General features: G+C 45.0%; 21 protein-coding genes, 1 tRNA gene and 4 pseudogenes. 25 read left to right on the top strand and 1 reads right to left on the bottom strand.

The features are described from left to right. Nucleotides 1–53 precede the first annotated feature (53 nt). The 6 genes from RE628_RS28865 (at nt 54) to RE628_RS28840 (ending at nt 1,638) form a co-directional block, all read left to right on the top strand. Nucleotides 54–308, top strand: coding sequence for a putative Se/S carrier protein (locus RE628_RS28865; protein WP_309156775.1), 255 nt, complete (start codon nt 54–56; stop codon nt 306–308). A 30-nt stretch (nt 309–338) separates the two neighbouring features. Continuing rightward, complete coding sequence (locus RE628_RS28860) at nt 339–575, top strand: hypothetical protein (protein ID WP_309156774.1); 237 nt, start codon at nt 339–341, stop codon at nt 573–575. Continuing rightward, entirely contained in the window at nt 572–910 is a 339-nt protein-coding gene (locus RE628_RS28855; protein WP_309156772.1) for a mechanosensitive ion channel family protein, read from the top strand. The genes RE628_RS28860 and RE628_RS28855 overlap by 4 nt, the downstream gene beginning before the upstream one ends. Continuing rightward, nucleotides 907–1,218: a hypothetical protein gene (locus tag RE628_RS28850; protein ID WP_309156771.1), complete on the top strand. Its 312-nt coding sequence runs from the start codon at nt 907–909 to the stop codon at nt 1,216–1,218. The genes RE628_RS28855 and RE628_RS28850 overlap by 4 nt, the downstream gene beginning before the upstream one ends. 35 nt (nt 1,219–1,253) lie before the next feature. Next, a complete protein-coding gene (locus tag RE628_RS28845; protein WP_309156770.1) occupies nt 1,254–1,475 on the top strand; it encodes a DUF951 domain-containing protein in 222 nt (73 codons plus the stop codon). Nucleotides 1,476–1,547: 72 nt separating this feature from the next. After that, nucleotides 1,548–1,638, top strand: a tRNA-Ser gene (locus tag RE628_RS28840). Between the two features lie 467 nt (nt 1,639–2,105). Here RE628_RS28840 and RE628_RS28835 read toward each other — a convergent pair. After that, a complete protein-coding gene (locus RE628_RS28835; RefSeq protein ID WP_309156769.1) occupies nt 2,106–2,303 on the bottom strand; it encodes a YjzC family protein in 198 nt (65 codons plus the stop codon). Between the two features lie 181 nt (nt 2,304–2,484). Here RE628_RS28835 and rpsF point away from each other — a divergent pair, with 181 nt between their 5' ends. The 19 genes and pseudogenes from rpsF to RE628_RS28740 all read left to right on the top strand — a co-directional run bounded on the left by rpsF (nt 2,485) and on the right by RE628_RS28740 (nt 21,304). Further along, complete coding sequence (gene rpsF / locus RE628_RS28830) at nt 2,485–2,769, top strand: 30S ribosomal protein S6 (protein ID WP_309156768.1); 285 nt, start codon at nt 2,485–2,487, stop codon at nt 2,767–2,769. A 45-nt stretch (nt 2,770–2,814) separates the two neighbouring features. Continuing rightward, nucleotides 2,815–3,303 (top strand): single-stranded DNA-binding protein, encoded by a 489-nt coding sequence (gene ssb, locus RE628_RS28825; RefSeq protein ID WP_309156767.1) that lies wholly within the window; start codon nt 2,815–2,817, stop codon nt 3,301–3,303. Nucleotides 3,304–3,323: 20 nt separating this feature from the next. Continuing rightward, nucleotides 3,324–3,593 (top strand): 30S ribosomal protein S18, encoded by a 270-nt coding sequence (gene rpsR / locus RE628_RS28820; RefSeq protein ID WP_127004154.1) that lies wholly within the window; start codon nt 3,324–3,326, stop codon nt 3,591–3,593. A 522-nt stretch (nt 3,594–4,115) separates the two neighbouring features. Next, nucleotides 4,116–5,894 (top strand): ABC transporter substrate-binding protein, encoded by a 1,779-nt coding sequence (locus RE628_RS28815; RefSeq protein WP_309156766.1) that lies wholly within the window; start codon nt 4,116–4,118, stop codon nt 5,892–5,894. A gap of 65 nt (nt 5,895–5,959) precedes the next feature. Then, nucleotides 5,960–6,922 carry an ABC transporter permease gene (locus RE628_RS28810; protein WP_309156765.1) on the top strand — a complete coding sequence of 321 codons (963 nt, stop codon included), beginning with the start codon at nt 5,960–5,962 and terminating at the stop codon, nt 6,920–6,922. A gap of 14 nt (nt 6,923–6,936) precedes the next feature. Next, nucleotides 6,937–7,869 (top strand): oligopeptide ABC transporter permease, encoded by a 933-nt coding sequence (opp4C, locus tag RE628_RS28805; RefSeq protein WP_309156764.1) that lies wholly within the window; start codon nt 6,937–6,939, stop codon nt 7,867–7,869. Between the two features lie 42 nt (nt 7,870–7,911). Then, nucleotides 7,912–8,904, top strand: coding sequence for an ABC transporter ATP-binding protein (locus tag RE628_RS28800; RefSeq protein ID WP_309156763.1), 993 nt, complete (start codon nt 7,912–7,914; stop codon nt 8,902–8,904). After that, a pseudogene (locus RE628_RS28795) lies at nt 8,897–9,861 on the top strand (ABC transporter ATP-binding protein). Before RE628_RS28800 ends, RE628_RS28795 begins: the two are co-directional and overlap by 8 nt. 305 nt (nt 9,862–10,166) lie before the next feature. Beyond that, a pseudogene (locus RE628_RS28790) lies at nt 10,167–11,230 on the top strand (LCP family protein). Between the two features lie 196 nt (nt 11,231–11,426). Beyond that, nucleotides 11,427–11,854, top strand: a pseudogene (locus tag RE628_RS28785) (CBS domain-containing protein). A 101-nt stretch (nt 11,855–11,955) separates the two neighbouring features. Continuing rightward, nucleotides 11,956–12,258: a MazG-like family protein gene (locus tag RE628_RS28780; protein WP_309156762.1), complete on the top strand. Its 303-nt coding sequence runs from the start codon at nt 11,956–11,958 to the stop codon at nt 12,256–12,258. A gap of 7 nt (nt 12,259–12,265) precedes the next feature. Further along, a complete protein-coding gene (locus RE628_RS28775; RefSeq protein WP_309156761.1) occupies nt 12,266–13,147 on the top strand; it encodes a DUF2232 domain-containing protein in 882 nt (293 codons plus the stop codon). A 67-nt stretch (nt 13,148–13,214) separates the two neighbouring features. Next, nucleotides 13,215–15,188, top strand: a complete 1,974-nt coding sequence (locus tag RE628_RS28770) for a DHH family phosphoesterase (RefSeq protein WP_309156760.1) — start codon at nt 13,215–13,217, stop codon at nt 15,186–15,188. Beyond that, a complete protein-coding gene (rplI, locus tag RE628_RS28765; protein WP_309156759.1) occupies nt 15,185–15,628 on the top strand; it encodes a 50S ribosomal protein L9 in 444 nt (147 codons plus the stop codon). The genes RE628_RS28770 and rplI overlap by 4 nt, the downstream gene beginning before the upstream one ends. 1 nt (nt 15,629) lies before the next feature. Further along, nucleotides 15,630–16,992, top strand: a pseudogene (gene dnaB / locus RE628_RS28760) (replicative DNA helicase). A gap of 264 nt (nt 16,993–17,256) precedes the next feature. After that, complete coding sequence (locus RE628_RS28755) at nt 17,257–18,543, top strand: adenylosuccinate synthase (protein ID WP_309156758.1); 1,287 nt, start codon at nt 17,257–17,259, stop codon at nt 18,541–18,543. Nucleotides 18,544–18,714: 171 nt separating this feature from the next. Next, entirely contained in the window at nt 18,715–19,212 is a 498-nt protein-coding gene (locus RE628_RS28750; protein ID WP_309156757.1) for a hypothetical protein, read from the top strand. Nucleotides 19,213–19,253: 41 nt separating this feature from the next. Further along, a complete protein-coding gene (locus tag RE628_RS28745; protein WP_309156756.1) occupies nt 19,254–19,421 on the top strand; it encodes a hypothetical protein in 168 nt (55 codons plus the stop codon). 326 nt (nt 19,422–19,747) lie between these two features. Beyond that, nucleotides 19,748–21,304: a peptidoglycan DD-metalloendopeptidase family protein gene (locus tag RE628_RS28740; protein ID WP_309156755.1), complete on the top strand. Its 1,557-nt coding sequence runs from the start codon at nt 19,748–19,750 to the stop codon at nt 21,302–21,304. Nucleotides 21,305–21,436 lie beyond the last annotated feature (132 nt).

Here is a 21,436-nt window from a genome sequence, read left to right as displayed (position 1 = left end):
GAACTTTCTAATTTACTTCGTGATCAAAAGCGATTAAAAGGAGAGAGGATCATTTGAAAGAATGGCTGGTCATGGCATTTGACTCTACCCAACAGGCGCTACGAGCCGAAATGCTGCTTGAATATGCTGAGGTGGAGATAGACCTATGCCCGACACCAAAAGAGATCACGGCGGGTTGTGCGTTGTCCATTCAGTTTCCTCTTGATTTCTTGACTGTGGTGAAGGAGATCGTGGCCCAGGAGCAAGTGGAGATTCGTGGGATCTATATGCGGAGTAAGACAGGAGAATATGACAACATCAGCTTATAGAGGTAGTTCAGAAGGAAAGGAATTGGATAAATGATAGGTTGGTTAAGCTCAGAGACGCCAGATACTCCAGCAGAAGCGGTGGAAGCAGCAAAGAAATGGACGGATGGTATTATAAGCTGGTTCACCAATATGGATATGTGGGAAAACTTCATGTGGGCCTCAATACGGATTATATTGATCTTTATATTAACTCGAATATTAGTTCATGTTGTTTACCGGATTATTGATCGTACCCTACAGAGAAAGAGAAGGGTAGACTGCAGATGAATCCACGCAGATTTGTTACAGTCGGTGAATTATTGAAAAATATGACCTCGGTCATTAGCAACTTCATCATGGTACTGATCGTGCTTGGTGAACTTGGTTTCCAACTAGGCCCTTTGATTGCAGGAGCCGGGGTATTGGGGATGGCTATCGGTTTCGGCGCGCAAAGTTTGGTTAAAGATGTAATAACTGGATTTTTTATCATTTTAGAGGATCAATTTGCGGTAGGGGACGTTATTCAAACCGGTACCTTAAAAGGTACGGTTGAGATGATCGGAATTAGGTCAACGAGATTAGTGAGCTGGACGGGGAGGTACATATCATCCCTAATGGCATGATCGCCAATGTGACGAATTATTCCATTGGGACTGCACTTGCAGTGGTGGACCTGCCCTTTAGTAATACGAAGAAGCTTGAGGACAGTATTGAATTGTTGAAGAAGGCGATGCTGCAATTGAAGGAGAAGCATGAAGAGATTGAGCAGGTGCCGAACGTGCTTGGTATTCAGTCCCTAACAGCCAGCGAATATGTTCTACGGATCGCAGTGGGATGCCAGCCAGATGATAGATCGAAAGCGGAACACTTGATTCAGATGTATGCGAAGGAGGCACTGGAGCAAGAGGAGACCGTAAGAATCGGTAATTGAGGAGTATATCTTTATTTATAAAGGGGGAAGGCAAAATGGAGCGGAAACAGTTCCAACTAGGGGATATTGTTCAAATGAAGAAAAACCACCCATGCGGCAGTAATGAAATGGAGATTATCCGGATGGGGATGGATATTCGTATCAAATGCGTAGGATGCAAGCATAGCGTGCTTGTTCCACGGGCCAAGTTTGAGAAGAATATGAAGAAGGTGCTGCGCTCCGCCACCTCTGAGACAGAAGCTACAGACAATGAATGAAGAACGCTTGAAGTCATGATTCAGCACTATTGCAATTGATTAGAAATCATGATATAATCATTCTTGCTGTAAGGAGAGGTACCCAAGAGGCCCAAGGGGGTTGACTCGAAATCAATTAGGCGTCGCAAGGCGTGCGTGGGTTCGAATCCCACCCTCTCCGCCATAGCTCTGAAATTCAAGACCTTCTACACATTGTGTAGAGGGTCTTTTTGGTATTTAGTTAGACAAAATGAAAAGGACCCTTTTTACAGGTCCTTTTCTGGTCGACGGCGAAGCAAATTTGGAATTCTTTTTCTAACGAACTCAGAAACGTCGATATGCGTTTTAGCGCAGCACGTCTTATCGAAGAGGGGTCTTCAATAACCCGTTATTATCTTGGTTTCTACTCTCGACAGTGAATAAGACTCCTGAAGCGTTGTTACTCGCTGACTGGCCCAACGGAACCACACCTCTCTTGGCTAAATTTAATTAGTCACCTAAAGCGTCGTTACTCGCTGATTTGTCCAACGGAACCACACCTCGCATGGCCACGCCGTCTGAAGTGTATTATGCTCAGCCAATTGCTTTTTATACAGCTTAGAAATATAAAATTACGAAATTCTTCTTGCTAAAGTTGAAAAGGCGGCTACATTAGTGAACGCGAGCTTTCTCAACTTTTTTCCATTTACGGTTCTTGTTGCTGGTCTCTGGGAAGGTATCCCCTTTTTCCATCGTAATTCGCATCGGATCTTTAATTTGGGTATGGAAGCTTCTCGCTTCGCCAACCTCCATATAAACTCCAGGATTCGGGGCCTTATCGCCTTCTTCGTATTCTGTTCTTTCGCCCATGGTAAATGCCTCCTTTCTAATGTTGGGGAATCATTATATTGTGTGCAGGGTTGTGTTTAAACATGTGCGAGCTTGCGTTAGCGGCTCTGATTTGTTATATTAATATAGTTCGAGTTTATGCTCGTTCCTTGCTCCCAAGCGAAGTGAATTGGGGGCCATAGTCCAAGAGGAGGTGAAACATATGCGCAAATACGAAGTGATGTACATTCTTCGTCCTGAACTTGAGCAAGAAGCTGTTCAAGCTTTAGTCGAAAAATTCCAAGGCATCATCCAAAACGGCGGTGAAATTACTAAGCATGACGTAATGGGCAAGCGCAGGCTTGCGTATGAGATTAACAAAATTCGTGATGGAATTTACGTTCTCGTGAATTTCACAGCAACTCCTGATGTTGTTGCTGAGCTTGAGCGGATTTTGAAGATTTCCGACGAGGTTATCCGTTATCTCATTACGAAAGACGTAGCTTAATCCGTAATAAGTTTAGTAAACATTTGCCCGAAGGAGGGGATTTGATTGTTGAACCGTGTTATTCTGATCGGACGTCTTACCCGGGATCCGGAGCTAAGATATACACCATCCGGAGTGGCTGTTACTCAGTTCACTGTAGCTGTTGACAGACCGTTCTCATCGCAAGGTGGCGAACGCGAAGCGGACTTCATTCCAGTTGTAACCTGGAGACAGCTTGCCGAGACTTGTGCAAATTATTTGCGTAAAGGCCGTCTGGTTGCCGTTGAAGGACGTATTCAAGTACGGAATTATGAAAATAACGAAGGTAAACGTGTCTACGTCACCGAAGTCATTGCTGATAATGTCCGTTTCTTGGAATCGAGTCGTGAAGGTGGATCTGGTGGTGGACAGCGGGAGGATAATCCTTTTGGAGGCGGTAACGCTAACGCAGGCCGCAGCAATAATAACAATTATTCGCGCGGCAATCAACAGGATGATCCATTCTCTGATGACGGGAAACCGATCGATATATCGGATGACGATTTGCCATTTTAATTTGGAAAGGACTGAATAGCATGAGCTTCAAGCAAAGAGAAGGCGGAGACGACAAAAGACCGGCTCGCCGCGGCGGACGTAACAAACGTCGTAAAGTGTGCTTCTTCACTGTGAATAAAATTACTCACATTGACTATAAAGATACTGAGCTGTTGAAGAAATTCATCAGCGAGCGTGGTAAAATTTTGCCACGTCGTGTAACTGGCACTAGCGCTAAATATCAACGTCTCTTGACAGTTGCGATCAAACGCTCCCGTCAAGTAGCATTGCTTCCGTACACTACGGAGTAATAAGGGATTTTAGGGCAGAATAAGCCTGGAATAAGAACAGCCTTGACTCAGATTAGATCTGGGACAAGGCTGTTTTTTTAACGTTAAAAAAAGGGTGAATTATGCGCTCAGTGTTTCTTCTATATCACTTACTCAATATCAAGCTATACCTTGAATTAACATTTCTCGTTGATTTAAAAATGAAACGTTAAAAAATATAATAAAGTACTTGGAATATTAGGGGAATTAGGTTATATTATTAACTAAATTAAAAAAAGTTACAGAACCTTCTGAGAATATACTGTATATTCAATTGACCTTTGGTTTATTTATGCATCTACGTAGTAATCCCTCTTCTTATTTACATCATGGAAACTCACACTTAATTTTTTTTCTACACTTGGCGCTTTTTTAAAATTACATATGAAATCAATGCTTACTATTGTATGGATTAAACCAAGTTTTCGTATGTTTATTTAATGATATATTATTTTTTATAATATATTCACTAAAAACAAAGAAAAAATTGAGGAGGATTTCAAAATGGGGAAAAGATGGATCGGCTTCTTAGCTGTTGCCCTCACGCTAACTCTTACTTTATCCGCTTGCAGCGGTAATAAGGGTGAGACTGCGAATAGCGGTAACAAACCAAGCAACACCACAAATGAAAGTACTAACAAAGGTAATGACACAGGCGACAGCGGTAATACAGAGCAACAAGGAACTGATGAATCTTCTGGAATTATCAAAGCAACAGATATGAGCAAGAACCCGGATATCGCAAAGAATCGTAAAGACACGCTGATTGTAGGTATGACGGATCCAAAAGGGGTATTCAGCCCACTATTTATGGAAACCGCTTACGATTTCTATGTTTGTTACTCCGTATTTGATTCATTTATTGAAGTTAAAGCAGACGGATCTTACCAGAATAGTCTCGCTGACAAAATCGATATTTCTGACGACGGTTTGAAATATACTTATCATCTGAAACCAGGTGTAAAGTTCACAGATGGAACTCCAATGACGGTTAAGGATTACTACTTTACTTTGAAATTAATGCTGGATCAAAGCTATGACGGCGAATCTGATCCACTTAGCTACCATATCGTTGGCGCTCAAGAATATCATGATGGCAAAGCTAGTGAAATCTCCGGTATTAAAGTGATTGATGATAACACCGTTGAAGTTTCATTGACTGAAGCTACTGCATTAACTGCAGTTGAGCTGGGTGGTATATATATTCTTCCAGAACACTACTATGGCGTTGGCTATAAGCAAGGTAGCCTAGATTCAGTTAAAGCACTGAATAACAAACCGCTTGGCAGTGGCCAATATAAGTTGGCAAATTACAAACCAGGACAAGAAATTGATCTGGAGGCAAACGAAGATTATTTCAAAGGCGCTCCAAAAGTTAAAAACGTAATCTTCAAAACAACGGGTAATACAACGCAAATTGCGATGCTTCAATCGGGCGAGACAGATATGAACGAAAATATAACCGTATCGGAAGATAATGTTGAAGCGTTGAAGGAACTTGGTTTCATAGATTCTTATATTCTTCCGAACAACGGTTACGGATATATTGCATTTAATCATAATTTACCGAAATTCCAAGATCAGAAGGTTCGTCAAGCTCTTACTTACGGTTTGAATCGTGATGATATTGTTGAACTGATCTATGGCCAATATGCGAAAGTTATCAATATTCCGGAGTCCTCGGTATCATGGGCTTATACGGATGAAGGTATCAACCATTATGACTTTGATTTAGACAAAGCAAAACAATTGTTAGATGAAGCTGGATGGACTGTAGGGTCTGATGGAATCCGTGTAAAGAATGGGGAGAAGTTCAAAATTAATTTCTCCGCTACAGCGGATAACCCAGTAGTTGACGCTCTGTTGCCAATTATGACGCAGAACTATAAGGAACTGGGCATCGACTTAGTATCCGAGACTTTGGACTTCAATGCCATTATGGATAAGAAAACGGCTGGCGACTTTGATATGTTCTTCGCTGCTTGGGGCTTGACACCTGACCCAGATAACACTGTCTATATTACGAAGGGCGCACAAAATGATACAGGTTATTCCAATGCCAAGGTTGACCAATTAATGGCAGAAGGCAAGAAAGAACTGGATATTGCGAAACGTAAAGAAATTTATAAGCAAATGTACCAGGAATTAAATGCAGATCTTCCAAATATCTTCTTATATCAAAGAAACAATATGACGGGAGTTAACGGCCGCGCACAAGGATTTGATATTTCTCCTTACAAGGAGTTCCCATTCAGCTTGTATCAAGTGGAATTGCAACAATAATATGATTGCGGGTGTGCCTGATTACAGGTACACCCGCATTTCAAAAGCCAGGGGGAAGTATTCTAATGAAGCAATATATTATTCGACGACTATTACAAATGATCCCCACAATGATTGGCATCTCCATTATTGTGTTCGCAATTTCCGCAATGGTACCTGGGGATTACATAACTGCCCGTCAGAATCCGAATATGACGAAGGAGAAGGCAGCCGAACTTCGTAGCATCTATGGACTGGATAAGCCTGAATACCAACGGTATTTCATTTGGGTGGGCAATATGGTTAAAGGTAATATGGGAGATTCACTTGTGCATAAGAAACTGGTTACAAGTGTAGTTAAAGATTACGTATGGAATTCATTTATTATTGCCTTTGCCAGCTTGATTCTCAGTTGGCTCATTGCTATGTTAACAGGTATATTTTCAGCTAAGTTCCAATATTCACTATTTGATAAGATAGTGACGTTACTAGTCTTTATATGTATGTCATTACCTTCTTTTTTTATCGGACTCTTACTTATTAAAATTTTCGCCTTACAATTCAATATCTTCCCGGTTGGCGGGATGACGACGGCAGGCTTGAAAGCGACAGGCTGGGCTTATATTAAAGATGTAGCGTATCACAGCTTCCTTCCGGTCACGGTGTTAACGATGTTAAGTACAGGTAGTTTAACAAGGTACTTCCGTACAAGCATGTTGGAGGTTATCAGACAAGACTATATTAGAACAGCTCGTGCAAAAGGCTTGAAAGAGAGAACCGTTATTTTCAAACATGCTTTTCGTAATGCAATGATCCCAGCAATTACATTACTTGGATTTGAATTGCCTGCTTTATTCAGTGGTGCCATGATCATGGAACAGATTTTTGTCTGGCCCGGAGTTGGTCAAGTCTATCTCAACTCGATTAACATGCGGGACTATCCCTTCATGCTCGGCTTCACCATCTTTTTAGCATTACTTACTTTGTTAGGCAATCTGCTCTCCGACGTATTATACGGTATGGCAGACCCTAGAATACGGTTGAAGTAGGAGGGAGATAGGCAATGGCTACTGAAAAAGCGGTTACTATAAATAAAAATACAGCAAAGAAGTCTAAAATTGAGGAATCTACATCGCCTTGGAAAATAGCCTTTTATCGTTTTACGCGCAATCGGCTTGCTCTAGGCGGTCTCATTATATTAGTCGTTATGTTTTTAATATGTTTTATCGGTCCGTTCTTTTCACCTTACGATTTGTATGAATATTCTAAATCGAACAAGAACATGCCTCCGAGTTCTAGCTTCTGGTTTGGAACAGATAAACTTGGTAGGGATATTCTCCTGCGTGTTATGTTATCAGGGCGTATTTCCTTATTAGTAGGATTGGTGGCAACATTTATCGCGGTAGTGATCGGCGCCACACTGGGGGCATTGGCTGGATTTTATCGTAAAGCGACAGATGCGATTATCATGCGTATCGCAGATATTTTCATGTCTATTCCAACGCTTCCGATATTGATTATTCTCGGTGCCGTTCTTTCTGACTTAAAGGTAGACCCAAAATATCGGATATATTTCCTGATGCTGATTATTGGTTTACTTAGCTGGACAACATTGGCGAGGCTTGTACGAGGGCAAATTCTTACCCTACGCGAACAAGAGTTCATGATGGCTACAGAAGCGCTTGGACTTAGAGATCGGCGTAAAATCTTTCGTCATTTGATACCTAATACGATTCCAATAATTATAGTAACAGCTACGCTTACCGTAGCGGGCGCCATACTATATGAATCTGCTCTGAGTTTCTTAGGTCTTGGTGTGATACCACCGACTCCTTCATGGGGGAATATGATATCTGATGCCAACAATTTGATTGACTTCCGCAAGAGACCGTGGATTTGGATTCCGCCTGGAATGTGTATCTTGATTACGACGGTTGCAATAAATTTAATCGGTGACGGTCTTCGTGACGCACTCGACCCTAAGATGAAGAAGTAACGCAACCAGAAAAACGAAGCGTAAGTGAGGAGATGCAATTAAATGGCTAAAGAACTCGTGCAATTCCGTAATTTAGAGACCCATTTCCATACTTCAGCGGGGATTGTTAAAGCTGTCGATGATGTAAGCTTTTCGATTCGCGAAGGAGAGACGGTAGGCGTTGTTGGAGAGTCGGGCTGTGGTAAAAGTGTAACTGCAATGTCCTTAATGCGATTAGTGGAAGCACCACATGGAGTCATTGCTGGCGGTGAGATCCTGTTCGAGGGCAAGGACCTTCTTCAATTTAATAAGAAAGAAATGTCGAGGATACGAGGCAAAGAGATCTCTATTATATTTCAGGAGCCGATGTCTTCTTTGAATCCAGTGCTCACCATAGGAGAGCAAATCACAGAACCGCTAATGCTGCATTTGTTATTAGATCGGAAGGAAGCCAAGAAGAAGGCGATTGAACTTATTAGCCTTGTAGGTATCCCTAGACCTGAAGAGATCTTCTATTCTTATCCACATGAGCTTAGTGGAGGGATGAGGCAGCGGATTATGATCGCGATTGCGTTAAGCTGTGATCCTAAGCTATTAATCGCTGATGAACCAACGACAGCTCTGGATGTAACTATACAAGCCCAAATCCTCGATCTGATGCGAGAGCTTAAGAGTAAACTGGGCACATCAATCATGTTAATCACGCATGATCTTGGTGTTGTGGCAGAGATGGCCGATTATGTCATCGTAATGTATGCAGGGAAGATTATTGAAGAGGCACCAGTGCTCGAATTATTTAAAGATCCACAGCATCCCTATACCAAAGGGTTGCTAAAGGCTAAACCAGTTATTAACCAGAAGCAGGAACGATTATATTCAATACCAGGCCAGGTTCCAAATCCGGTCGAACTCGGTGATAACTGTCATTTCCATGATCGATGTGAGTTTTGCATGGAAATATGCAAAGTGAAGCAACCTCCGTTCCGTGCTCATGGAGACAATATGCATAAGACAGCCTGCTGGTTGTATGAGGAAGAAGGTAAAAATCATGAGTAAAACCTTGTTGCAGGTGGAGGAATTAAAAAAATACTTTCCGATTACCGGAGGGGTGTTTCAGCGGACCGTTGGGCATGTGAAAGCCGTGGATGGGGTTTCTTTTAGCATTAAGCGGGGGAATCTCTAGGTCTGGTAGGCGAGTCTGGTTGCGGCAAGTCGACGATTGGAAGGACCATTCTACGATTGGGCGAAAAGACAGACGGAAAGGTAATCTTTAATGGTCAAGATATTCACCAGTTGTCGAAAGAAGATTTGCGCAGATTGCGGCCCAAGATGCAGATCGTCTTTCAGGATCCCTTTAGTTCATTGAACCCACGAATTAAGGTGGGTGAAGCAATTGGTGAAGCACTATATGATCACGGGATGAAGGATCGCAAAAAAGTGAAGGAATTAGTCATGGAGACTTTGGAAATTTGCGGTCTCTCTTCCTATCACTATAATCGTTTTCCTCATGAGTTCTCAGGGGGACAACGACAGCGGATTGGGATTGCTCGTGCCCTTATTATGCAACCGGATTTTATTGTGGCTGATGAACCTGTCTCCGCGCTGGATGTATCGATTCAGGCACAAATCATAAATCTGCTTAGTGATTTACAGCGTGACAGGGACCTTACTTATTTGTTTATTTCTCATGATCTAAGTGTGGTAGAGCATCTTTGTAATCGTGTAGGTGTTATGTATTTAGGATCGATGGTCGAAATGGCCACTAGTGAGGAATTATTCCGTAATCCTCTTCATCCATATACGAAAGCACTGATGTCAGCGATTCCTATTCCTGATCCAACGCTCAAACGGGAACGGATCGTATTGCAAGGAGATATTCCTAGCCCAGCGAATCCTCCTTCAGGGTGTAAATTCCATACTCGTTGTCCAATGGCATCCGATATTTGCAAACAACAGACTCCTGAATATCGTGATATGGGTAATTCCCATTTTGTTGCCTGCCATTTTGCTTAACTATTTCAGAAGACTATAATCGGGTATATAACTTAAAATTTATGGAAAAGAGACAAGGCCTGCTCTAGTATTAGAGTGAGGCCTTTACTATTATTAGGCAGAATCAAGAATCGATGTAACAAGGTAAGTTGTATCTAAATTCCAAAATATGATATATTACGAGACGATAGAGTTATTTTGATTCAAATTTAATAGTACCGTGTCTTTTTTGTAGCTTTTTTCGCTAGATATCCGTTTACAATGATATAGAGTATGTCGTCTTGAGATATAAGCAATTATTTTACTTTCAATTATCGGAGGCAAAGATGCTAGAGCGAAAACAACATTTAAAGAATAAAGCCAAATCCAAGGTCAAGAAACGTAAAAATAAAGGTAAGATAACGCTCATTGTCCTAGTTGTTCTATTGCTCGTTGGGACGGGGGGTATATCTTCAGGAAAGAGCTGGCGGTTATGGCTTTTGATCTATTCCTGTCGGGTCAAGTAGAGAAGAAGCTTGATAAGTCTTATGCTCCAGTTGAAGAGGAGCAGCCTAACCAAGTCCCCGCGTCGGAGAAGTTTAAGCCCTTCAGTATGTTGCTTCTAGGCATAGATCAGCGGGATAATGAACCGGCACGATCCGATACGATGATCTATGCAGTAGTACGTCCAGAGGACTCTCGTGTACTGCTTGTCTCCATCCCTCGTGATACTTATACTGAGATCGTAGGTAGAGGCAAGGAAGATAAAATCAACCATGCTTATGCTTTTGGCGGGGCGAAAATGGCCAAGGACACGGTACAAGAGTTCATGGGTCACCCTGTAGATTATTATGCCGCGATTAATTTTAAGGGGCTGCGCGACATCGTCGATGCTTTGGGCGGGGTAGAGCTTCCGATTACGAAGGATATCGTCAATAAGCAGAAAGAGCATGAGAAGTTTACGATCAAGGCTAACAAACCGATTTATAGCGGGGAAGAGGCTCTGAATTACGTTAGATATCGCGAAGACAGCGATTTTAATCGGACAGGCAGACATCAAATCTTCCTTAACGCGATTGTGAACAGAATGATGAACCTGAACCAGGTATCGAAGATCCCTGACTTAATGGACATGCTGGGTGAAAACTTCAAGACAGATATGATGCCAAGCTACATTATAGATTTATCGAAGCAAGTGTTGTTAGGTGAGTCTCCTTCCATTAAAGGCTTCACTATCATGGGCGAGGGTTTCCGTAAGAACGGAGTTTACTATGATTCGGTAGATAAAGAAGACCTCGAGTTCGCTAAGCAAATGATTGATAGCTGGAGTAATCCGGATACAAAGCCAGAGCAACTGCTTATGCCGGACTCCCGCGATAAGAATGATCAACCTTCAACAGTTAAAGAATGAGTACATTTTAGCAGTCATATCTATTTAATAAAGCCATTCTTCGTTTATAATTCGGCAGTCCGGTTTCCGGCTGCCGATTTGTCGCGCTAGAGAACACAAGTGGCATTTTCAGTAGATGTATAAATGCGCACTGTGATCGCTTATAATCCCCCTTAAACTGGGGAGTATGAAAAGGGTAGAGGAGGATTCCACTCGAATGAATATTGCGTTTTTTCTATTGCCGAAAAATGATGTTGCTGCCGTTAGGGTAGATTCAACGCTAAGACAGACGCTGGAACGTATGGAGCATCATCGTTATACAGCGGTGCCAATTATCGGACATCACGGGAGTATGTCGGAACAGTCACAGAAGGCGATCTGCTCTGGTATATGAAAAATTCGGATGGTAAGGTGAATTTTGAGAACGCTTCAAAATTTTATCTACAGGATGTGCCGCTTCGGATGGATAATAAGGCAGTCTCGATCGATGCCAACATGGAGGATTTAATCAATCTGGCTAAAGTGCAGAATTTTGTCCCTGTCGTTGACGATATGGGTAGATTTATCGGTATTGTCCGCCGTAGTCAGATCATAGAATATTGCGAGAAATTCGTGACTAGGGACGATTCCGTCGTCAGAAAATAATTACTTAAATGCTACCTTATTAGGTTTGCAAGTCTTGGTGCGATTGCATTATGCTATAATGAAGAGCAAAGTTCTCTTGGAAAGGTGGAAAGCTGTCTGCCATGCATAAGGAAATGGATGTGGCCAAACGCGCCAAAGTGATTGAATGGCTTAAAACGGAAGTAGTCGATCACGTATCCCGTTTATTCAAAGCATTGTGGGAAGGCAGCACGACACGGGTAACGGATAGCCTGGCCAGTTTAATCGTCAGTAGTTATATATTGGGACGCAGGCTGGGGATTTCTCATCGAGATTTAGATGACTCCATTTTGGAGAAGTTAAAGAAGCACAAGCAGGATGGTCATCAACTCGAAGACTGGTATCAGGATATTTCTACACTTGAAGATCATATGCGTAAGAGGTGAACTTATTTTGAAACTGCGCTGGACATCGGTCGCTTGGAGCGTTGTTTATTTATTGCTCCTGTTATCTTTAGCTACTCCACTTGCCGTCATTACGGTATTCTTCCTTTTGGTTCCGACCGTCCTGTTATATTCAACCTTATCAAGGCGGTTGTTCCTGTTGCATATCGTACCGGCATGGATTTTGGCGGCTATACTGTGCGGACCGACCATTCTGTTGCAGGCCCTGTATTTTATAATCCCTTCGATTGTGATGGGAGAGTTGTATAAGAAGCGGGCACCTGCTTTCCGAACGGTGATGATGGGAGCAGGCACGATTTTGGTAGAATTTCTGCTAGTGCTGCTGATTAGTACGGTATTATTTGATTTTCATTTGTCTTGGGCTATTGAAGACATGATTAACGCAGCAATGGATCCATTTAAGAACGTAGCGGACGGTTCGATAGGAAGCGGTCTTGGCAGCAGTCTAGTGTGGTCTCCGGAGATGATTCAGCAATTCTCCTCTCTGACCGTACGGATGCTTCCATTTACGCTGATTGTTTGCTCGCTTATTATTGCGGCGGTAACTCAGGCTATTTCACGTCCAACGCTGGGTAGCATGGGGCTTATTGTTCCAAAGATGCCGGCGTTCCGGAATTGGCGTTTGCCGCGCTCTTTAATTTGGTATTATTTGATTTGTCTGATCCTGAATATGCTTGGTGGAGCGGCTATAAGTGAAGGGTTCTTGGGGACCATTTTGGTGAATATGACGCCGTTATTACAGTTCTTATTTATGATTCAGGCAGCGAGCCTCTTCTTTTCATTGCTTATCAACGTAAGTGGAATCCGGTACTGCCTATTCTGCTCGTCATCGCGATGGTCTTTATACCGCTTCTACCGTTATGGATTGTAGGGATCGCGGACATTGCCTTTCCACTGCGTGACATGATTACGAAATCAAAACGATAGGGTGAAAAGGAATGCCTAATCTTCTGCAAAAACGATGGTATGGTTATCAGACGGTATGGGTATTTATGCTCGAGCTGCTGTTGGTCATATTTGTCTCCTATTACAACTGGATCCTCGGTCTGGTCAGTCTTTGCTTCGTTGGTGGTTTAGCCTATGTTATGCTGCAAGCAGAGCGGCGCTTCCGCAAGGAACTGGTGAAGTATGTAACGGATCTGACTTACCGGATCAAGCGAGTAGAAGGCGAAGCGGTGAGTCGCTTACCGTTTGGCCTTCTACTCTATGGCGAGGATCGTACCGTTGAATGGCATAACCGCTTTGTAAGCGGAATGTTCGGGCGGGGGAGTGTAGTCGGAATCCCCTTATCAGAGTTATTGCCGCCGCTGCCGCAGCTCGTTCATGATCATGGGAACGGTAAGTCTATGGTAGAAGTCATCGTCAATGAGCGGTACTATGAGATGACAATCGATGCCGATGAACGGTTGATATATATTCATGATATGACCGAGCTTGCTGTACTGCGCGAGCGGTATGAGAATGAGAAGGTCGCGCTTGGGATTGTGATGCTCGATAATCTGGATGAAGCTGCACAAGGGATGGACGATCAGCAGCGGACAGCATTGATCGCCCGCGTAGCAACATCGATTACCGATTGGGCGAAGCAATATCGCCTCTATCTGCGGCGGTTATCTTCTGAACGTTATCTGATGATTATGAATCAGAAGTCGCTAGGCCAGCTCGAACAGAGCAGGTTCGTGATCCTGGATGAGGTCCGCGAGATGACAGCGGACCTCAAGGTGCCGATGACGCTGAGCATCGGCCTGGCCTTCGGCACCGAGAGCCTGAGCGAACTGGGCGAATTAGCCCAGTCCAGTCTGGATATGGCTCTCGGCCGAGGGGGTGACCAAGCCGCTGTGAAGGCGGGTCAACGCATGTCCTTCTACGGCGGTAAGACAGGCGCCGTAGAGAAGCGGACGCGCGTTCGAGCTCGCGTCATCGCGCATGCGCTCCGCGATCTGATGCAAGAGAGTGATCGTGTCATCATTATGGGCCATCGCGTCCCTGACTTTGACGTGATTGGTGCCTCTATCGGTGTGTTAAAGGCCGCCGATATGTTCAATGTCGAGGCTCACATCGTGCTCGATGGGCCGAACCCGAGCATTAAGCGTCTCTTGGATCGCATTGAACAGGAAGACACATTATTAAGGCGCTTCGTCAGTCCGGAACAGGCGATGGGCATGATGACGCCGAATACGCTGTTGATTCTGGTTGATACGCATAAGCCGTCCCTGACGATGGAACCACGACTTGTGAGCGCAGCGAAACGTGTGGTTGTCGTGGATCACCATCGCCGTGGTGAAGAGTTTATTAATGACGCTGTATTGGTGTATCTGGAGCCTTATGCTTCCTCAGCCTCGGAGTTGGTGACGGAGTTGATTCAGTATATTCATGAGAAGGTCGAGCTTAGTCCGCTAGAGGCCACGTCTTTACTGGCCGGGATCACGGTGGATACGAAGCATTTTGCACTTCATACCGGTTCTCGAACTTTTGAGGCTGCAGCCTTCCTGCGGCGTATGGGGGCCGATACAGTCATGGTGCAGCGGCTCCTGAAGGAAGATCTGCAGGAGTACATCGCTAAGGCGGACATTATCAAGCATGCTCAAATCATCTACGGTCATATTGCACTGGCTGTCACGGAGCCAAATCGTAAGATCCCACAGATGCTAATCGCTCAGGTGGCCGATACGCTATTGAATATGACCACTGTGCTCGCCTCTTTTGTCATTAGCGAGCGCCCAGATGGGTTGATAGGAATTAGCGCCCGTTCACTCGGGAGCATGAATGTCCAGGTCGTCATGGAGCGGCTTGGAGGCGGCGGACATTTAACAAACGCCGCAGCACAATTAGAGGGCACCCAGGCTGATGCAGAGAAGAGACTGCTAGAGGTACTGGAGCAAATAGATAAGGAAGAGGGGTTATTCGAATGAAAGTTATCTTCTTGAAAGATGTTAAGGGTCAAGGTAAAAAAGGGGAAATTAAGGAAGTCTCGGAAGGATACGCATCAAACTTTCTGATGCCGCGTGGGCTGGTTCGCCCAGCAACCGAGGGCAATGTGAAAACATTAGAACATCAGACTGCGGCTGAACAGAAGCGTAAGGACCAGGAGAAGCAGGATGCAATTAACCTAGGCAAGAAGCTGGAAGAGATGACGATTGAGCTTCAAGCCAAGGCGGGTGAAGGCGGCCGCTTGTTCGGTGCGATTACGAGCAAGCAAGTGGCTGAAGCAATGGGCAAGGCTGGTGTGAAAATTGATAAGCGCAAGATCGAAATGGACGAGCCGATCCGTACGCTCGGCGTAACTCAAGTTAGTGTGAAGCTTCATCATGAAGTGAAGGCAACATTCAAGGTACATGTAACGGAGGAATAAAATGAGTAGCACAGATCTGTTTTACGACCGGATACCCCCGCAAAATCTTGAGGCGGAACAGGCCGTGCTCGGAGCGATCTTGCTTCAATCTGAAGCGCTAATCACCGCGATGGAGCGAGTGAGGACCGAGGATTTCTATGACAAGCCCCACCAATTGATCTTTGAAGCGATGGTGCAGCTTGGCGAAGAAGGCCAACCTATCGACCTTGTTACGCTGACTTCGCGCTTACAAGACCGGGGTGAACTAGAGGATACCGGCGGTGTCAGTTATCTGGCTAAGCTGGCTCATGCTGTTCCTACGGCCGCAAATGTGGAATATTATGCGCAGATTATTGAAGAGAAGTCGATGCTCCGGCGTCTGATCCGGACGGCAACTCAGATCGTGAGCGAGGGATATACCGGTGGAGAGGATGTCTCCTCCCTATTAAGCGATGCCGAGCGTCGTATTCTGGAAATATCGAACCGCCGCTCCGGCAGCGGGTTCATCGCCATCCGCGATGTTGTGATGGAAGTATTCGAGCGTGTCGAAGAGCTGCATCAGAATAAGGGGAATACGACGGGGATTCCTTCCGGATTCGTTGATCTCGATAAGATGACAGCCGGCTTCCAACGAAATGACCTTATTATCGTAGCAGCCCGTCCTTCCGTCGGTAAGACGGCCTTCGCGCTGAATATTGCTCAGAACGTGGCGGTTAGGGCCAAGAGACCGTAGCGATCTTCAGTCTGGAAATGTCGGCCGCTCAGCTCGTACAGCGGATGATTTGTGCTGAAGCCAATTTGGACGCTAGTGTAATGAGAACGGGTGAATTCAAGAGTGATGATGACTGGGCCAAGCTGACGATGGGCATTGCTGCTTTGTCGGAGGCAGAGATATATATTGACGATACCCCTGGGGTAACCGTTGCTGATATTCGCGCTAAATGCCGCCGTCTCAAGAAGGAAAAGGGGCTTGGAATGATCGTGATCGATTATCTTCAGCTCATTCACGGACGGGCAAAGCTGGCGAGAACCGCCAGCAGGAGGTATCAGAAATTTCTCGTACCCTGAAGCAAATCGCGCGGGAGCTGGAAGTGCCGGTTATTGCACTGTCTCAGCTTAGCCGGGGTGTAGAGCAACGTCAGGACAAGCGCCCGATGATGTCTGACCTTCGGGAATCCGGTTCCATCGAGCAGGACGCGGATATCGTCGCTTTCTTATACCGTGATGATTACTATAATCAGGAGACAGAGAAAAAGAACATTATTGAAATTATTATCGCTAAGCAGCGGAACGGCCCTGTTGGTACCGTCGAGCTGGTCTTCCTGAAAAATTATAATAAATTTGCGAACTATGAGCGCGCGCATACTGATGCGTTTGCCGGATAAACAGTTCGCTACTCGGGTATACTACAATACGAATAGAGAACATCTTCCATAATTCCGAACAATCCCACGGCTGTCCGTTTGATTGTTCGTTTTTTATTTGACTTTGAAAAATGAGGCTGTTAAACTTGTATTGCTGCTCGGGAGCAGCGCTATTTGTGGTTGTTCAGTAGGAAGTCTTAGAGGTTGGGGCGAACGTAATAATCGGCGCTCCACTCATCAATTTTATTAATTGGTGCAATTATAGCACCAGGCGGGGGAATGTACATGTCAACGGTAGTCGTTGTTGGAACCCAATGGGGAGACGAAGGCAAAGGTAAAATCACGGATTATCTGGCGGAAAGCGCAGATGTGGTGGCCCGTTATCAAGGCGGTAACAATGCCGGTCACACGATCCTGATTGACGGTAAGAAGTACAAACTCAGCCTAATTCCGTCGGGTGTCTTCTATGAAGATAAGAAATGCGTCATCGGTAACGGGATGGTAGTTAACCCGGCTGCCTTACTGGAAGAAATTAATTATATCCATGAGAATGGCTTCAGCACGAAGAACTTGGTGATCAGTGACCGTGCTCATGTCATTATGCCATATCATTTGCTCCTTGATGCACTTGAAGAGGATCGTAAGGGTCCGAACAAGATCGGTACGACTCGTAAAGGAATCGGTCCGGCTTATATGGACAAGGCTGCGCGGAACGGGATCCGGATCGCGGATCTGATGGATGCTGAGGAGTTTGAGACGAAACTTCGTCATTTGATGAAGGAGAAGAATCAAATCATTCAGCAGGTCTATGGAGCAGAGCCACTTGATGTAGAAGAGGTGCTGAAGCAATATCTTGAATATGCTGAATTGGTTCGCCCTTATGTGATTGACACTTCTGTCGTGCTTAACGATGCAATCGATGCACAGAAAAAGGTGCTTTTTGAAGGGGCACAAGGCGTTATGCTTGATATTGACCAAGGTACTTATCCGTTCGTTACATCGTCCAATCCGTCCGCGGGTGGCGTATGTATCGGTTCTGGTGTAGGTCCTTCGCGGATTGACCAAGTCATCGGTGTAGCCAAATCTTATACGACTCGTGTAGGGGATGGACCGTTCCCGACCGAGCTTAATGATGAAATCGGCGATACCATCCGTGAGACTGGTCATGAATATGGTACGGTTACCGGCCGTCCACGCCGTGTTGGCTGGTTCGATAGCGTGGTTGTGCGTCATGCTCGCCGCGTTAGCGGGTTGACGGGTCTGTCGCTTAACTCGATCGACGTCTTGACTGGACTGAAGACGGTCAAGATCTGCACGGGCTACAAATACCGTGGAGAAGTTATCACACATTATCCGGCTAGTTTGAAGATGCTGGCAGAATGTGAAGCGATCTATGAGGAGCTCCCAGGTTGGTCTGAGGATATTTCCGAAGCGAAGACACTTGCTGATTTGCCGGAGAACGCCCGCAATTATGTACAGCGTGTATCCGAGCTAACAGGAATTCCGATTGCGATCTTCTCTGTTGGTCGCAACCGCAGCCAGACGAATCAAGTATTACCGATTTACGAATAATTTGAATTAGAGAGTACGATGATAAGAAAAGCCGCTTCAAGAGAGGATTTAGCCGCTCTTGAAGCGGCTTTTTGGCTTAAATGAGGTTGAACTCCACATCTGTCGTCCATACTGTTGATAGAATGCCGGAAGATACATAGATCGATAGGCTGACTAGAAGGAGGAAATCGAATGAAGTGGATGTGGAGGCTGTTCAAGCTGTCCATTACAGCAATTGTCATTAGCTTGCTTACAGTAATGACGACAGGCTATGTAGTCAATTCGTATATTCAGTCATTGCTGGGCAGTTATAATATACCGATCACCGGGGAGACGCCGACTTTGGGTGGTATGGTCAAAGGAATACTAGGTTTCGGAGGCAAGACCGGGAACAAGGTGGCTGATAAGACGGGGACGGAGGATGGGTTGCCGGATAGAACAGCGGATACAGGAGGATTGGGATCTCTTTCAGAGACGGGTAGCGATACTAGTTCAAGCGATGGTGTGGGATCCGATACGAATGCGGTAGGTTCTGACGGAACAGTTGGAAATGATAAGCCTGCTGGGACCGGTCAAGAGGATGGGCAAGCACCAGAGGATTCGGTTTCGGCGATGGGGGGATATCCTCTCAGGCTGGGCAAAATGCATCAGAACAGCAGGGTCAGGTACTGGTCACACCGGATGATCTGATAGCGAGGAAGGATGAGCTTCCTAATCAGGAGAAGGAGGAAGTGTTCAAGATTCTCATGACGAAGCTGCCTCAGGAGGAGATGCAGAAACTGACCGAAGCGATGGAGGATGGGTTAACGGAGACGGAAATGATAGAGATCGAGCAGATCTTATCCAAGTATTTGGATAAGGCGGAGTATACTAAGATGATGAATATATTAAAAAAATGAGTTCTTATAGAGGTAGTCGTAGCGTTCTCAAAAAAGCACGTCGGAAGCATAAGCTTCGGTGCTAAGAACCGAACTTTTTGAACACGTATTGTTAAGCGTTTTTAAAGATTGTCGCCAATATTAGCAAAAATGTAAATTATATACTAGACCATCCAATTACATGAAATACATCGCAAACCCGCACTACAAGCGGGTTTTTTCGTTTTTTACTCTAGTTGAAATCCCTTACCTGGCTGTGATAAAGTATTAAATAGTTGTAAAAGGTTAAAATTTTGAAACTATTTAAACTGTAGTCTTACATAGTCGATATGGAAAAGGAGATCAATATGATAGGTTTCAGGGGAAATCGGTGGCAGCTATGGCGCAAGAAGTCTGAAGATGCATCCATGAACAGCCGCCCGGAAAACGATCAAGAGATGTCCGAGCACCACGAGGCCATTCCGGCTGCCACGGGCCGCCGTAGAAAGACCCGTATTATAGCGGTTAGCGCGATCGCGACTGTCGTACTTGCGGGTACTGTCTATTTTGCAGGTCAGCAATATGTTGAAGCAAATATGGTGCCTTATTACCGGGTGTATGTAAACGGGCAGGAGATTGGTACGATTTCGGATGAAGGACAATTACAGACTCTGTACCAACAGAAAGAACAAGAATTAAATAAGAAATATCCCCAGGCTGAAATGGGATTATATACAGATGGCATCACTACGGAGATGGAGAAATCGTATAAAGCCGAAGTCGATTCGGAACAGACACTTGCGAAGCTGGGCGGCATGCTCAAGGGTTATGCTAAGGGTGTCGAGCTAAGAGTCGATGGCAAATTGATTGGGATCGTGAAGGATCAGGCTACGGCGGATGAGGTGCTGAGCAAGTTGCAGGGTAAATATGCACCGCAGATGCAAGCTGTACAAGGATTCGCGGCCAAGGTTAAGAAGACGGGCGGTATCCAGCAGACGAGTGCAGAAGCAACAGATAGTCATGGAACTACGATTGAATCGGTGAAGATCAAAGAGGATGTTGCTAGGATTGCTACGAAGACAGATCCGAACAAGGTCATGGATGTAGATAAGGCCATTGAGCGAATCCTGAAGGGTGACGAGTCGGCGATCACTTATGAGGTTCGAGAGGGTGACACGATCTCTTCGATCGCCAAGAAATTTGCGATCACTCAACATGAATTGAAGGTAAACAATCCTGAGATCAAAGAGTTCACCATGCAAATTGGTGAGGTCCTAAATATTAAGACGGTGCAGCCGTCGCTTACAGTTCGTACTGTAGAACATGTATCTGAGGAGATCGAAACTGAGCCGCAGATCGAGATTCGCAAGAGCGATAGCATGCGCTCCGGGGAGTCGAAGGTGATTGCCGAAGGCTCCAGTGGTCTTAAGACAGTGGAGTACCGAATCACGAAAGAAAATGGTGAAGTGATTGCTGAGGAATGGCTTGGACAAACGGTAACGAAGGAGTCTTCACCGAAGATCGTTGTGAAGGGTACGAAGGTTGTTCTTGGCGAAGGATCTGGTGATTTCGCTTGGCCGGTATCGGGAGCCCGCTTATCCAGCAGCTTCGGAAAGCGCTGGGGCAAAATGCATAAGGGCGTTGACCTTGTAGCCAGCAATAAGACGATTATGGCTGCCGACGATGGTGTGATTAGCTTTGCTGGCCAGAAATCAGGGTATGGTAACTGTATTATCGTGGATCATAAGAATGGATATCAGACGCTGTACGGTCATTTGAGTAAGATCAGCGTAAAGAAGGGACAAGTTGTGGAAAAAGGTTCGAAGATCGGAGTTATGGGCAATACCGGACGTTCTACGGGAACCCATCTTCACTTTGAAATTCATAAGAATGGCAGCTTGCAGAATCCATTGAAGTTTTTATAATATCGCAATTATGACAATTGATATGATAGCCTGACTAAGGACCTGGTCGATGATTAGACCGGGTCCTTTTTATGTCCCGGTGAGGTTAAGAAATAACTATAGGTTATGAAGAGGATTGTCTGATATGGTAAG

Origin of the sequence: Paenibacillus sp. D2_2, from assembly GCF_031199965.1 — a bacterium.
Classification (GTDB): Bacteria; Bacillota; Bacilli; order Paenibacillales; family Paenibacillaceae; genus Fontibacillus.
This window is presented reverse-complemented; position numbering and strand designations above follow the sequence as displayed.

Excerpts from the sequence above, each read along its gene's own strand:
- rpsR (WP_127004154.1), top strand. The coding sequence starts at position 3,324 with ATGAGCTTCAAGCAAAGAGAAGGCGGAGACGACAAAAGACCGGCTCGC.
- RE628_RS28770 (WP_309156760.1), top strand. The coding sequence starts at position 13,215 with ATGCCTAATCTTCTGCAAAAACGATGGTATGGTTATCAGACGGTATGG.
- rplI (WP_309156759.1), top strand. The coding sequence starts at position 15,185 with ATGAAAGTTATCTTCTTGAAAGATGTTAAGGGTCAAGGTAAAAAAGGG.
- RE628_RS28780 (WP_309156762.1), top strand. The coding sequence starts at position 11,956 with ATGCATAAGGAAATGGATGTGGCCAAACGCGCCAAAGTGATTGAATGG.
- RE628_RS28855 (WP_309156772.1), top strand. The coding sequence starts at position 572 with ATGAATCCACGCAGATTTGTTACAGTCGGTGAATTATTGAAAAATATG.
- RE628_RS28740 (WP_309156755.1), top strand. The coding sequence starts at position 19,748 with ATGATAGGTTTCAGGGGAAATCGGTGGCAGCTATGGCGCAAGAAGTCT.
- RE628_RS28815 (WP_309156766.1), top strand. The coding sequence starts at position 4,116 with ATGGGGAAAAGATGGATCGGCTTCTTAGCTGTTGCCCTCACGCTAACT.
- RE628_RS28755 (WP_309156758.1), top strand. The coding sequence starts at position 17,257 with ATGTCAACGGTAGTCGTTGTTGGAACCCAATGGGGAGACGAAGGCAAA.
- RE628_RS28860 (WP_309156774.1), top strand. The coding sequence starts at position 339 with ATGATAGGTTGGTTAAGCTCAGAGACGCCAGATACTCCAGCAGAAGCG.
- RE628_RS28835 (WP_309156769.1), bottom strand. The coding sequence starts at position 2,303 with ATGGGCGAAAGAACAGAATACGAAGAAGGCGATAAGGCCCCGAATCCT.
- RE628_RS28800 (WP_309156763.1), top strand. The coding sequence starts at position 7,912 with ATGGCTAAAGAACTCGTGCAATTCCGTAATTTAGAGACCCATTTCCAT.
- RE628_RS28750 (WP_309156757.1), top strand. The coding sequence starts at position 18,715 with ATGAAGTGGATGTGGAGGCTGTTCAAGCTGTCCATTACAGCAATTGTC.
- RE628_RS28850 (WP_309156771.1), top strand. The coding sequence starts at position 907 with ATGATCGCCAATGTGACGAATTATTCCATTGGGACTGCACTTGCAGTG.
- rpsF (WP_309156768.1), top strand. The coding sequence starts at position 2,485 with ATGCGCAAATACGAAGTGATGTACATTCTTCGTCCTGAACTTGAGCAA.
- opp4C (WP_309156764.1), top strand. The coding sequence starts at position 6,937 with ATGGCTACTGAAAAAGCGGTTACTATAAATAAAAATACAGCAAAGAAG.
- RE628_RS28845 (WP_309156770.1), top strand. The coding sequence starts at position 1,254 with ATGGAGCGGAAACAGTTCCAACTAGGGGATATTGTTCAAATGAAGAAA.
- RE628_RS28810 (WP_309156765.1), top strand. The coding sequence starts at position 5,960 with ATGAAGCAATATATTATTCGACGACTATTACAAATGATCCCCACAATG.